Source organism: Neobacillus niacini (assembly GCF_030817595.1).
In the GTDB taxonomy this organism is placed as follows: Bacteria; Bacillota; Bacilli; order Bacillales; family Cytobacillaceae; genus Neobacillus; species Neobacillus niacini_G.
The window spans coordinates 3,375,606-3,388,639 of sequence record NZ_JAUSZN010000001.1 but is presented as its reverse complement, the minus strand read 5'-3'; the positions used below and the strand labels follow the sequence as shown (position 1 = coordinate 3,388,639).

The following is a 13,034-nucleotide window of genomic DNA, read 5'->3' as shown; positions in this document are numbered from 1 at the left end:
AGGAGAAACAAACAATGTTCGAGAAGCTAAGTAAGTACCTCGTTCCAATTGCTGGAAAACTTAATAACAACCGCTTTTTATCGGTATTGCGAGATGCTTTTATGCTTGCGTTTCCGTTAACAATATTCGGATCGATCTTTGTTGTATTAACGAACTTACCATTCCTGGATAAATTAATGAACGAGGGAGCTATCGCTAATTTCCGGGATATGTTCGGTATAGCCTCTTCGGCTACAATGGGAATTATGTCTGTATTCGTAGTGTTTGGTATTGGGTATTATTTGTCTAGAAGTTATAATGTTGAGGCCATTTTTGGTGGTGCCATTGCACTTGTATCGTTCTTTATGTTAACACCCTTTGTGGTTCAACCTGAAAATGGAGAATTAGTAACAGGTGTTATTCCTTTAGACCGTTTAGGTGCTAAAGGGATGTTCCTTGGAATGATCACAGCGTTTCTAGCAACTGAGATTTACCGTAGAATTGTTCAAAAAAACATTACCATTAAAATGCCTCCTGGAGTACCACCTGCAGTTGCGAAGTCATTTGCTGCGTTAATTCCGGCATTTATTACCTTAACTGTTTTCTTAGGAATTAATATTTTCGTAACACAATTATTTAATACAAATATGCATGATATTATTTACAAAGCTATTCAAGCCCCATTAGTTGGTTTGGGCAGTGGAATTATTCCTACCTTGATTGCTATTTTCTTTATTCAAATTTTATGGTTCTTTGGATTACATGGACAAGTGATCATTAACTCAGTAATGGATCCAATTTGGAATACATTAATGATTGAAAACTTAGAGGCATATACAGCTGGAAATCCAGTACCAAATATCATCTCGAAACCATTTATTGAGATTTACACTGTTGGAATGGGCGGTACAGGTATGACCTTAGCGGTTGTGTTAGCGATTCTTCTCTTTATGAAGAGCAAACAAATGAAGCAGGTTGGTAAACTTGGTTTAGGACCTGGCCTATTCAATGTTAACGAACCGATCATCTTTGGTTTACCGATTGTTATGAATCCAATCATTATTGTTCCTTGGATTCTTGCTCCAATGGTGGTTACACTTGTCTCTTATTTTGCAATGGCTTCTGGTCTAGTTCCACCTCCAACAGGCGTAGCGGTACCATGGACGGTTCCATTCTTTATCAATGGAATTATGGCAACAAACTCATTAGCAGGCGGATTACTTCAGCTTGTAAATATCTTAATTGTTTTCGTTATTTGGTTCCCCTTCTTAAAGTCATTGGATCGAATGAATATACAAAAAGAAAAAGAAGAAGAAAACAAAGCAGCATAAGTTTTATTAATATGAAAGGGGCAGGTGAAAACACGGAAGATGCAAGGGAATATTCTGAAGCACCGTAGTTCTCTGCCTTTATTTATAATCTTGTACTTATTACCTCTAAGTTAAAAAAGGAGATTTAAAATTATGACTAGTGCAAATGAAATTAAATATAGCTTTCCAGAAGGATTTTGGTGGGGATCGGCAGCTTCTGCAACACAAACTGAGGGTGCAGCTGATGTAGATGGAAAAGGAAAAAACATTTGGGATTACTGGTATGAAATCGAGCCGAACCGCTTCTTTGACGGAGTAGGTCCTGCTAACACTTCTCAATTCTATTACAAATACAAAGAAGATATAAAGTTAATGAAGGAAATTGGTCATAACTCATTTCGGATGTCCATTTCTTGGTCAAGATTAATTCCAAAAGGCACAGGGGAGGTCAATCCTAAAGCAATTGAATTCTATAATAATGTCATTAACGAATTCATTAATAATGGTATTGAGCCATTCGTTGGATTATTTCATTTTGATATGCCAATGGAACTTCAAAAAATTGGCGGGTGGGAAAGCCGAGAAGTGGTAGCCGCCTATGAAGCATTCGCTAAAACTTGCTTTGAACTGTTCGGTGACCGTGTGAAAAAATGGTTTACCCATAACGAACCAATCGTACCGGTTGAGGGCGGATATCTTTACGATTTCCATTATCCGAATGTAGTAGATTTCAAAAAGGCAGTGCAAGTCGGATACCACACCATGTTATCCAGTGCAAAAGCAATAAAAGCCTATAGAGAATTAAAACAAGACGGGAAAATTGGAATTGTCTTAAATCTGACACCTTCCTATCCAAGGAGCCAAAACCCTGCTGATATAAAAGCATCAGTAATAGCGGATGCGTTTTTTAACAGGTCATTCCTAGATCCTTCTGTTAAAGGTGAGTTTCCTCAAGAACTTTTGCAAATCTTAAAGGAAGAAGGCCTTATGCCTGTAATCGAAGACGGGGATTTAGATATTATTAAAAACAATACCGTTGATATTCTTGGAGTTAATTACTATCAACCAAGACGGGTAAAAGCAAAAGAAAATCTTCCAAATCCGGAAGCCCCGTTCTTGCCGGAGCGATTCTTTGATAATTACGTCATGCCAGGACGAAAGATGAATCCTCACCGCGGCTGGGAAATATATGAAAAGGGTATTTATGATATTCTCATTAATTTGAAAGAAAACTATGGGAATATTGAATGTTTCATTTCGGAAAATGGTATGGGTGTAGAAGGCGAAGAAAAGTTCCGAGATGAAAATGGAATCATCCAAGATGATTATCGAATTGAATTTATTAGAGAACATCTAAAGTGGGTTTCAAAAGCCATTGAAGAAGGTTCGAATGTAAAGGGCTATCATTTATGGACATTCATGGATAACTGGTCTTGGACAAATGCGTATAAAAACCGCTATGGTTTTGTCTCTGTTAACCTAAATAAAGATGGAGAACGAACAATTAAAAAGAGCGGTCACTGGTTTAAGACTGTGTCTGATAATAATGGATTTTAAAAGAAGATGGTCAAGCCTAGCCATCTTTTTAAAAGAATATGAACGATATTTAAATTATTCTTTTATAATTTAAATAATATATCTTTTTAATAGGGTGGTTTAGACATGACCAAGTATGAAACAATTTGTTACGAGATTAGAAATCGGATCATAAAACGCGAATATCCAATAGATCAGCCAATACCTGACGAAATATCTTTGGCCAAAGAATTTAAGTGCAGCAGAATGACGATGAAAAGGGCCCTTGATATTTTAGTGGTGGAGGGACTCCTTTATCGTAAAAGAGGCCACGGTACTTTTATTGTCCAATCCGCAATTCAAGATAGCCGGGTAAATGTGATTCGTAATGAAGGATTGACGAACCTAATAAAAGACAAAAAAGTTACAAGTAAAGTTATTAAATTCGAAGTTCAGTTTCCATCGGAAGAAGTGGCAGCACATTTAGCGATTGATAACAAAACTCCTATCTACAATATCATCAGGTTAAGACTCGTTGATGGTGAACCGTATGTAATGGAAAAAACTTATATGCCAACAACTATCGTGCCAGGCATAAATGATGAAATTTTATATGGATCGATTTACGGATATATCACCAACTCACTGGGTTTAACGATTGCAGGATCTCATCGAAAAATAAGAGCTTGTAAGTCAGATGACCTGGATCAAGAACATTTGGCCTGTAAGGGTGATGATCCAATACTAGAAGTGGAGCATGTGGGATTTTTAAATAATGGTGTTCCATTTGAATATTCTTTCTCACGCCATAGATATGATAAGTTTGAAGTAACAATGGTCGATATGAAACGATAACAGGAGGATTTTGATATGTTGGGCGCAATCGAAGCAGGCGGAACAAAGTTTATTTGTTCCGTAGGAGACGAATTGGGAAACATTGCTGAAAGTATTCAGATTCCAACAACTGTGCCAGAGGAAACAATGGCAGAGGTCATTCAGTTTTTTAAAAAATATGATTTAAAAGCAATAGGGATTGGATCGTTTGGCCCGATTGATGTCCATAAGGAAAGTCCAACTTATGGCTATATTACCTCAACACCTAAAACTGCATGGAAGAATTATCCCTTTGTACAAGCGATGAAGGATGCTTTTTCCCTACCTGTCGGTTTCAATACGGATGTTAATGCAGCTGCTTTAGCGGAAGCTACACTTGGGGCAGCAAAAGGGCTAGATAGCTGCCTATATATCACGATTGGCACCGGGATTGGGGCAGGAGCAATGGTTCAAGGAAGATTGCTTGAGGGTCTTTCACATCCGGAAATGGGCCATATCCTTGTAAGACGCCATCCAAATGATACCTATGCAGGGAAATGTCCGTATCATCATGATTGCTTGGAGGGGTTGGCAGCAGGGCCAGGCATTGAGGAACGATGGGGTGCAAAGGGAAATAGCTTAGTAGACCGTCAAGAAGTATGGGATTTAGAAGGTTATTATATTGCTCAAGCACTTATGCAATACATTTTGATTCTTTCACCGAAAAAGATTATTCTCGGCGGGGGTGTCATGAATCAAAAACAAGTATTTACTTATATTTATAAATATTTGCCAGAGTTAATAAACAATTATGTATCCTTGCCGGATCTTTCCGACTACATTGTTAGTCCTGGCTTAGGAGACCACGCTGGGATAACTGGATCCCTTTTGTTGGCTTATCAAGCATTACAAGGTGAAAAACAGTAAAAAATAGGGGGATTATTGATGGAGCCATTATTTTTAAAACCTGTTTTTAAAGAGAGAATTTGGGGAGGAAAGGCCTTGAAAAATGAGTTTGGTTATTCCATTCCATTTGATAAGACAGGAGAATGCTGGGCGATTTCGGCACATCCAAATGGACCTTCAATTGTTGAAAATGGTCCTTTTGCTGGTGTTGCCATGGACACGCTTTGGAAGGAACATCCTGAGCTTTTTGGGAACCCAAAAGAAGAAGTGTTCCCATTATTAACCAAAATTTTAGATGCTAACATGGATTTATCGGTTCAAGTTCATCCTGATGATGCATATGCCGAAGCCAATGAAAATGGAGAACTAGGAAAGACCGAATGCTGGTATATCATTGATTGTAAAGAAGACGCAGACATGATATTTGGTCATAATGCAAAGACAAAAGAGGAATTAATTCAGCAAATTAATGAAGGAAATTGGAATGATTTACTTCGTAGAGTGAAAATCAAAGCCGGAGACTTTTTTTATGTACCAAGTGGAACCATTCATGCATTATGTGAAGGAACACTGGTGTTAGAAACACAGCAAAGCTCTGATACAACCTACCGAGTTTATGATTATGACCGTAAAGATGACCAAGGAAATTTACGAGACCTTCACTTAGATAAAGCGATTGAGGTAACTACTGTCCAACATCAAGTTACTGGAAGTCAACCTTCAATAGAGGTAAAGGAAAATGTACAGATTACTAGATTTGTAGAATCGGACTTTTTTTCTGTCTATAAATGGGATGTAAGAGGTCTTTCTTCGTTCTCCTATAAAGATCAATATTTACTATGCAGCGTCATCAAAGGAGAAGGCACATTGAGTTATCAAGGAGAAAGGTATTCTTTACGTAAAGGAACACATTTCATTATTCCTGTAGGACTAGGGGAATTTTCCGTAGACGGTGATTGTGAACTTATTGTTTCCCATCCATAACAGTTATATTGGAAATCAAATCGATAAAATGTTTATTAGCTAATATAAATTAAAGGGAAGCGCTCATCCAAATGGATTGAGCGATTTTTTTGTTCAGAACGGTTAATTATAATCGTGAACACTTAATATGGCTTAAAGTTAGTATACAATTCAAAAGCCATTCTACATTGCGGCGATATTTTCCTGTTTATGATTTTTTTAGTTTATTTTTTACCTAATATTGAATATTTATAACTTAAAATATAGAATAAATATAAGTAAAATATCCGAGGGGTTGTGACTGTGATAAAACGAAATATTGTTATAGATTTACCGTGTGGTTTACAAGCTAAAAAAGCAGCTGAATTTGTGGAAAAAGCTTCTTCCTTTGATTGCAATGTATTTATCTTGAAAAATGAAAAAACTATTGAAGCCAAAAGCATAATCGGAGTTATGTCAGCTGCAATTAGGTTCGGAGAGGAAATAACATTAGTAACAGACGGTTGTGATGAGCAAAACGCAATAAAGGTGCTTGCTAGCTTCCTTTAAAATGAAATTTATCTAATAATACGATACTATCGAATTGACGGATAATAATGATAGATTTATAATAAGGTTATCGATAAAGTTAATAAGGGGAAAATCTTTTAAAATTCAACTGATAATCTAAGGGGAAATAGAATGAAATTCGACATGCCTTTGCATCAATTAAAGGAATATAAGGGGACAAATCCAAAACCTAAGGATTTTGATGATTTTTGGGAAAAGGGACTCGAGGAATTAAATCAACAATCGTTAAATTATGAACTAATTTCAGCAAATTTTAATAGTAGAGTTGCAGAATGCTATCATCTTTATTTTACAGGAGTCGGTGGTGCTAGAATCCATTGTCAGCTTGTTAGACCGAAGAATCGAGTTGGGCAAGGCCCAGGACTTGTTTGGTTCCATGGTTATCATGGCAGTAGTGGGGATTGGATAGATAAGCTGGGTTATGCAGCAGAAGGATTTACCGTTTTAGCAATGGATTGCCGCGGTCAAGGTGGATTATCGGTAGATAATAACCAGGTGAAAGGTACGACTTTAAAAGGACATATAATTCGTGGGATTGAAGAAGATCATCCGGAAAAATTATATTATCGTAATGTCTTTTTAGACACGGTGCATGCAGCTAGAATCCTCTGCTCTATGGAAAATGTGGATGCCGATCGAGTAGGTGTTTATGGTGCTTCGCAGGGTGGAGCTTTAGCTATTGTTTGTTCAGCTTTGGAACCCAGAATCAAGAAAACCGTAGCCGTTTACCCATTCCTTTCAGATTATAAAAGGGTATGGGAGTTAGACATCGCCAATTCCGCCTATGAAGAAATACATTATTATTTTAAGTTTATTGACCCTGCTCACGAACGGGAAGAGGAGTTATTCAATAAACTTGGGTATATTGATATTCAACATCTGGCAGATCGAGTAAAGTCGGAAGTATTATGGGCTGTTGGCATGGAGGATCTTATTTGTCCGCCCTCTACACAATTTGCTGTATATAATAAAATACAATCACCTAAACAAATGATGGTCTATTATGAATATGGACATGAGTATGTTCGAACCTTTGGTGATAAAGTCCATTCGTTTTTTTCTGATCTATTAGATAAGTAAAATACAGGATTGAAATGGACATGTCTCTTCGTAATGGTAGTCTTGTTACTCCATAAAAAGGAGGGGTTCTTTCGTATTGTTTTAAAAAGGATGATTTTCAGTCAATACTATTTACTATCATGATAAAAAAAAGTTATTCTTAAAATAGAATACTTTGTTTAAAACGAATCGGAGGAATTGTTGTGAAAGGGAATGTTACAATGCGTGACATAGCAGAAAGATTAGGAGTCAGCAGTGTTACCATTTCAAAGGCGCTTAATGATAAAGAAGGCGTTAGTGAAGAGTTAAAAGAGAAAATAAAAGTGGTCGCGGAAGAGATGGGTTATCGGTTTAATACCCACGCAAAGTCCATGAAAGAGGGTTTATCTTATAATCTTGGGATTGTTATACATGAACGTTTCACTGGTAAAACAACATCGTTCTATCTGCAATTTTATCAACTATTATCAAGGGTTCTGGAGAGCTATCATTATTCAGGAATTTTGCACATATTGAGTCATGAGGATGAGGCTCAACTTGTATTGCCAAGAATATATACTGAAAAGAAAGTGGATGGACTTATTTTCCTTGGTCAAATTCAAAAACAGTACGTAGAAGAAATTCAAAAAATCGATATTCCAGCTATCTTTTTAGATTTTTATACGGATCAAAATGAAATTGACTCCATTCTAACGGACAACTTCTATGGAATGTATGAAGTCACCAATTATTTAATACGTAATGGTCATAGGCAAATTGCCTTTGTAGGGGATGTCCACGCGACTAGCAGTATACAGGACCGATTCCTTGGATATTTTAAATCACTGCTTGAACATCGAATCGAACTAAAAAATGAATACGTCATTAAAGACCGGGATGAGAAAGGATTTTATATCGATATAGCATTTCCTGAAGATATGCCTACCGCGTTTGTATGTAATAATGACGAGGTTGCCTATAACCTCATTAACGAATTACACAAGAGAGGTATTCATGTCCCGGAGGATTGTTCGGTGGTTGGTTTTGATAATTCTATTTTTGCTACCTTAACTGAACCACCATTAACCACGGTTGCAGTCGATATAGAAGAAATGTCAAAAGTTTCAGTTAAGTTTATAATGGAAAAAATAAAAAATCCTAATAAAAAGTATGGACGAACGTTTATAAAGGGAAACATTATTTTCAGAGACTCGGTAAAAAATATAGAAAAAAAATAAAACAAGGCATCTCTGCCTTGTTTTATTTTTTATCATCACTTTCATGATATTCTTGTAATTATTCGTTCCTGTTCCTGTCGTTGTAAGAAATGAAATAACGCACCAAGCAGATTCGCGTCATTTTTAAAATGACATGCCTCAATCACTGGCCGAACCTTCGCAATCTTAACAGTATCTAAAATTAGGTCAAGTTTTTCATAAATTTTATCAATCAAGTCAATACGATTGCTAATAGCACCGCCAATAATGATTTTTTCAGGATCGTATATATACTGGAAGTTGTAAATTCCTTGCGCCAGATAAAGATAGAAGTTTTCGATTGCTTTTATACAGTCTTGATCACCAGCTTCCGCTGCTTCAAATATCTTTTTACCGTTTAATTCGGAACTTGAAATACCTTTGACTTTAGCTACAGCCTTTACTAGTGCGCCTGTTGATGCTAAATGGCTCCAGGTGTGAAAGGTATTGGTTCCGTTATGATGTTGGACGTTTAGAACCATATAACCAATTTCCCCGCCATGCAAATTGGCACCTTTATGGATTATTCGGTCCTTTATAACAGCACCTCCAATTCCCGTACCAATAATTGTAAACATGACATTCTGATTATTTTTTGCGGCACCTTTCCAAACTTCCCCTAAGGCAGCACTGTTTGCGTCATTTTCGATTTCTACTGGCAACCCTGTAGACCCGCCAAAAACCTCTTTGAAATTTGGTCCGTGAATCCAAGGAAGAGCACTTGCTCCGCCGATAATCCCTGTCTCACTATCAACTCCTCCTGGACAGCTGAATGCAAGTCCAACAACATTGTATTTTTGTTTATTTTCCATTGTAATTGAAACAATGATGTTATGGAATTGATCAAAATCATATGGGGATGATGGAAAATCACCTTTGGTCAAGAATTCTCCCTTTTCATTGATCACAGCATATTTTACATTTGTTCCGCCCACGTCGAACACCATGTAGTTTCTCATTAAACCCTTCTCCTTTTTCGGATTGTTGTGTAGTTAGTTTATACATTTACTTCTTTTAAAAGGAAAAGTTGAGAAGAGAAATCGCCTAATTTTTCTCTACTCCAATATTCTCCGGCACGATCGGTATAATCTTCGGCGAGGACGATTCCAATATTCATCAGTTCATCACCGTAGTGGGTGGTCTCTTTTCCTTCTATTGCATAAAGTGTGTTTGGATCCAGCCCTTTTAGTTTAATTCGGTAGTATTTATCATTTGGTTTTGCTAAAACTTTGTAATAACCGACCATTGCTTCCTTCTTATCTTCGGAAACAACCATCCAAGAAACCTCGTTTGATTCAAATGGATTGAGCAATCGATAAAAATGGCCATTTTGAATCAATTGTCGTTTTTCTTTAAAGAATGAGGTCTGTGCGTTTACTTTGTACTTGTCTTCATCACTTAGATTTGTGATATCGAGTTCATATCCGAAGGTACCAAAATAAGCGACATTTGCTCTTGTATCGATTGGTGTAATCCTGCCTACTTGGTGATTGGGTACAGCAGAAACATGACTTCCAATCGAGCTTAATGGATAAACCATGGAAGTACCGTATTGTATTTTTAAGCGCTCGGCCGCGTCCGTATCATCACTAGCCCACGCCTGTGGTGCATAATAGAGCAAACCTGGATCAAAGCGGGCACCGCCGCCGGCACAAGACTCAAAGAGGATTTGCGGATATTTCTCTATTAATCTTTCGTAAAGTCTGTACACTCCTAAAATATAACGGTGAGCTACCTCTCCTTGCTGATCGAATTCCAGACTTGTTGAGTAGATCTCGGTCATATGACGGTTCATATCCCATTTAATATAAGATATCTTTGATTTTGACAGGATATTGTCCATTAAAGTAAAGATGTGGTCGACTACTTCATTTCTGGAAAAATCCAAAACAAATTGGTTCCGGCCATGTGACGCCCTTCGGTTTGGGGTTGCGATAATCCAGTCAGGATGTTGCTGGAACAATTTCGTATCTTTACAAACCATTTCGGGTTCAAACCAAAGTCCAAACTTCATCCCTAAAGCCTCAATTTTCTCTGATAAGCCTTGAATTCCGTTAGGCAATTTTTCTTTGTCCTCAAACCAATCTCCTAATGAACTGGTATCATCATTTCTTTTCCCAAACCAACCATCGTCTAGAACAAATAGTTCGATTCCAAAATCCCTTGCTGTTTTTGCTATGGATAGGATTTTTTCTTCATTAAAGTTAAAGTAAGTAGCCTCCCAGTTATTGATTAAGATTGGGCGTTCTCTATCACGCCAATATCCGCGAGCCAGGCGGGTTCGATATAAATCATGATAAGTTTGGCTCATACCATTCATGCCTTCGTTTGAATACACCATCACACATTCGGGTGTTTGGAAGGTTTCATTCGGGTTTAATTTCCATTTAAATTGAAATGGGTTAATCCCCATCATTACGCGGGTAACGCTATACGTATCTACCTCAACCTGCCCTAAAAAGTTGCCGCTATAAACAAGGCTGAATCCATAGACTTCTCCAGTATGCTCGGTTGTGTCCAATCTTTTTAAAGCTAAGAAAGGATTATGGGTATGGCTGCTTGCTCCTCTTGCACTATAAATGGATTGGACTCCCTTGGATATTTTTTGAACCTCTACATGAGCCTCGCGTGCCCAAGCTCCGGCGAGATGGAGCATTTCAAACTCGTCATCCGGAAAATCGACACTTGTACTCATCGCGTTATTAATATAGAAAGCCTCTGCACCTGTATTGATAAATCGGGCATTCCTGCATATTACATTTCGCTTCGAATAAATCGTGTAGCTTAAGAATAATTTGCTTTGTAAAACTTCATCTATCAACGTGATTTCTAATGTATCTGCCTCGTTGGAATCTTCCACATAAGTTGCAGGTAGGTTCTCCAGAGCAGGTTTGCCTGGAATGATCTGATAGCTTTGGTATTGATAATTTGTAATGTGGCTTCTTATTTGATTGGTTACCATGTGCGCCGGATAACGAAAATCAGTAGTTCCAAAGCTTGGATATTCTTGCTTGATATGTTCAAGGGATGAAGTATGATCACCTTCAAACATATTGCATGAAGGGCGCACTTCTCGTTCAATTAAATGGCTAAAAGAATCTCGATGGTTAATTCTTCTGCCAAAATACAAATGTTCTAATTGGTTGCTTTTTTCTAGAACTCGGAAAATATAACTTATCTGATTGTTATATAGATGGAATTCCTTTGTTAATTTATTTACCTTAATTGTCATTACGCACCACCTCTAATAAAGTAGTAAAACATTAAATTTGGAAACACCTTCATTTTCGCTTTACAAAGGTTTGTTTGCTTGTTAGTTAAAAGTTTAACAATTTAATTAATTAATTACAATATATTTTCATGTTTTTTAAGTAATCGATAAGTTAAAAATATGTTAATTTGAATATATCGTAACTTTAGTTATATCTAACCACAATCGTTAGAACAATAAAATAGATATATCAAGGGATCAAGATGTTAAGTTGAGTGAAAATTTTAATTTTTAAAATTTCTCTACTAAAAGTATAGACATTTTAAAAAATATGAGTGTATAATGAGTTTGTTAAGTAATTTGGTTATCTACAATTAAGTAATTAAATTATAGGTAAATAAAGTAATTAATTAATTTTTAGTTTTAGATAACTAAGGAAGAGATATGAAAATTACAAAATTCTAATTCTACTAAACAACTAGAGGAGGAATAATTCATTTTATTAATTTGTTATGAAAGGGTTTACATATTACTATAAAAATTCAGGGAAAACCCGGGAAAGAGGGGGAGGAAGATGAATAAATCCAGAACATTTTTATTTTACATGTTCATTTTACCTTGGTTAATTGGTTTCTTTATCTTTACTGCAGGACCAATGATTTACTCTTTGTACATGTCTTTTACTGATTATTCAGGACTGGGAGCAGCAAATTGGGTAGGGATAGAAAACTACAAGAAGATATTCTCAGAGGATCCATTATTCTGGCAGTCCTTATGGAATACTTTATTTTATACCATTTTGGGTGTACCGCTGGGTTTAGTAGTTGGATACTTGTTGGCTGTATTATTAAATGCCAAAGTAAAGTTTATGGGGGTATTTAGAACTATATTTTATTTACCATCATTGGTACCAACGGTCGCAAGCTCCTTGCTATGGATTTTAATTTTCCAGCCTGATTTCGGTATAGCAAATGCAGTCCTGTCATTTTTACATTTGCCAACTTCAAATTGGTTATTAAGTGAAGAAATGGTTAAGCCTGCCTTGATCATCATGAGCTTATGGGGTGCAGGTGGAGGGATGGTCATATACTTGGCTGGTCTTCAAAGTGTACCTGCATCTTTATATGAAGCTGCCGAATTAGACGGTGCAGGAAAACTCCGTAAATTCTGGCATGTTACCGTCCCGATGACTTCAAACGTAATCTTCTTTAATTTAATCATGGGACTTATCGGATCATTTCAGGTTTTCACACAGGCATACGTTGTCTCAAGCGGGAATGGCGGTCCAAACTACAAATCTCTATTTTACGTATTCTATCTCTATCAAGATGCCTTTAAATTCTTTAAGATGGGCTATGCTTCGGCCCTTGCGTGGATTTTATTTATCATTATCTTAATCTTTACCCTTATTCAATTTAAAGTGTTTGGAAAGAAGGTATACTACGAATTCGATGAGTAATAGAGGGAGGGAGA

Annotated in this window: 11 protein-coding genes; 9 read left to right on the top strand and 2 right to left on the bottom strand. The window is 36.7% G+C overall.

Translation table 11 applies throughout. The annotated features are described in order from the left end of the window. Nucleotides 1–14 precede the first annotated feature (14 nt). From celB to QFZ31_RS16110, 8 genes are all read left to right on the top strand, one after another. Complete coding sequence (gene celB / locus QFZ31_RS16145) at nt 15–1,310, top strand: PTS cellobiose transporter subunit IIC (RefSeq protein WP_307304382.1); 1,296 nt, start codon at nt 15–17, stop codon at nt 1,308–1,310. Between the two features lie 132 nt (nt 1,311–1,442). Further along, nucleotides 1,443–2,846, top strand: a complete 1,404-nt coding sequence (locus QFZ31_RS16140) for a glycoside hydrolase family 1 protein (protein ID WP_307304380.1) — start codon at nt 1,443–1,445, stop codon at nt 2,844–2,846. Between the two features lie 105 nt (nt 2,847–2,951). Beyond that, nucleotides 2,952–3,659, top strand: a complete 708-nt coding sequence (locus QFZ31_RS16135; protein WP_307304378.1) for a GntR family transcriptional regulator — start codon at nt 2,952–2,954, stop codon at nt 3,657–3,659. A gap of 15 nt (nt 3,660–3,674) precedes the next feature. Further along, nucleotides 3,675–4,544 carry an ROK family protein gene (locus QFZ31_RS16130; RefSeq protein ID WP_307304376.1) on the top strand — a complete coding sequence of 290 codons (870 nt, stop codon included), beginning with the start codon at nt 3,675–3,677 and terminating at the stop codon, nt 4,542–4,544. A 15-nt stretch (nt 4,545–4,559) separates the two neighbouring features. Beyond that, a complete protein-coding gene (manA, locus tag QFZ31_RS16125; RefSeq protein WP_307304374.1) occupies nt 4,560–5,507 on the top strand; it encodes a mannose-6-phosphate isomerase, class I in 948 nt (315 codons plus the stop codon). Between the two features lie 282 nt (nt 5,508–5,789). After that, nucleotides 5,790–6,035 (top strand): HPr family phosphocarrier protein, encoded by a 246-nt coding sequence (locus QFZ31_RS16120; RefSeq protein ID WP_307304372.1) that lies wholly within the window; start codon nt 5,790–5,792, stop codon nt 6,033–6,035. Nucleotides 6,036–6,167: 132 nt separating this feature from the next. After that, complete coding sequence (locus QFZ31_RS16115) at nt 6,168–7,136, top strand: acetylxylan esterase (RefSeq protein WP_307304371.1); 969 nt, start codon at nt 6,168–6,170, stop codon at nt 7,134–7,136. Between the two features lie 182 nt (nt 7,137–7,318). Then, the gene (locus QFZ31_RS16110; protein WP_307304370.1) at nt 7,319–8,332 is read left to right on the top strand and encodes a LacI family DNA-binding transcriptional regulator; all 1,014 of its coding nucleotides are present in this window, start codon (nt 7,319–7,321) and stop codon (nt 8,330–8,332) included. A 41-nt stretch (nt 8,333–8,373) separates the two neighbouring features. Here the strand turns inward: QFZ31_RS16110 and QFZ31_RS16105 are convergent, their stop codons facing one another. After that, a complete protein-coding gene (locus tag QFZ31_RS16105) occupies nt 8,374–9,309 on the bottom strand; it encodes an ROK family protein (RefSeq protein ID WP_307304367.1) in 936 nt (311 codons plus the stop codon). Between the two features lie 38 nt (nt 9,310–9,347). Continuing rightward, nucleotides 9,348–11,582 carry an alpha-galactosidase gene (locus tag QFZ31_RS16100; RefSeq protein ID WP_307304364.1) on the bottom strand — a complete coding sequence of 745 codons (2,235 nt, stop codon included), beginning with the start codon at nt 11,580–11,582 and terminating at the stop codon, nt 9,348–9,350. Nucleotides 11,583–12,135: 553 nt separating this feature from the next. Between QFZ31_RS16100 and QFZ31_RS16095 the strand changes: the two genes are divergently transcribed. Continuing rightward, nucleotides 12,136–13,020 carry a carbohydrate ABC transporter permease gene (locus tag QFZ31_RS16095; protein WP_307304362.1) on the top strand — a complete coding sequence of 295 codons (885 nt, stop codon included), beginning with the start codon at nt 12,136–12,138 and terminating at the stop codon, nt 13,018–13,020. Nucleotides 13,021–13,034: the final 14 nt, after the last annotated feature.

Bases quoted from the DNA above. Each gene is read 5' to 3' on its own strand.
- celB (WP_307304382.1), top strand. From the start codon at position 15: ATGTTCGAGAAGCTAAGTAAGTACCTCGTTCCAATTGCTGGAAAACTT.
- QFZ31_RS16140 (WP_307304380.1), top strand. From the start codon at position 1,443: ATGACTAGTGCAAATGAAATTAAATATAGCTTTCCAGAAGGATTTTGG.
- QFZ31_RS16135 (WP_307304378.1), top strand. From the start codon at position 2,952: ATGACCAAGTATGAAACAATTTGTTACGAGATTAGAAATCGGATCATA.
- QFZ31_RS16130 (WP_307304376.1), top strand. From the start codon at position 3,675: ATGTTGGGCGCAATCGAAGCAGGCGGAACAAAGTTTATTTGTTCCGTA.
- QFZ31_RS16115 (WP_307304371.1), top strand. From the start codon at position 6,168: ATGAAATTCGACATGCCTTTGCATCAATTAAAGGAATATAAGGGGACA.
- QFZ31_RS16105 (WP_307304367.1), bottom strand. From the start codon at position 9,309: ATGAGAAACTACATGGTGTTCGACGTGGGCGGAACAAATGTAAAATAT.
- QFZ31_RS16100 (WP_307304364.1), bottom strand. From the start codon at position 11,582: ATGACAATTAAGGTAAATAAATTAACAAAGGAATTCCATCTATATAAC.
- QFZ31_RS16095 (WP_307304362.1), top strand. From the start codon at position 12,136: ATGAATAAATCCAGAACATTTTTATTTTACATGTTCATTTTACCTTGG.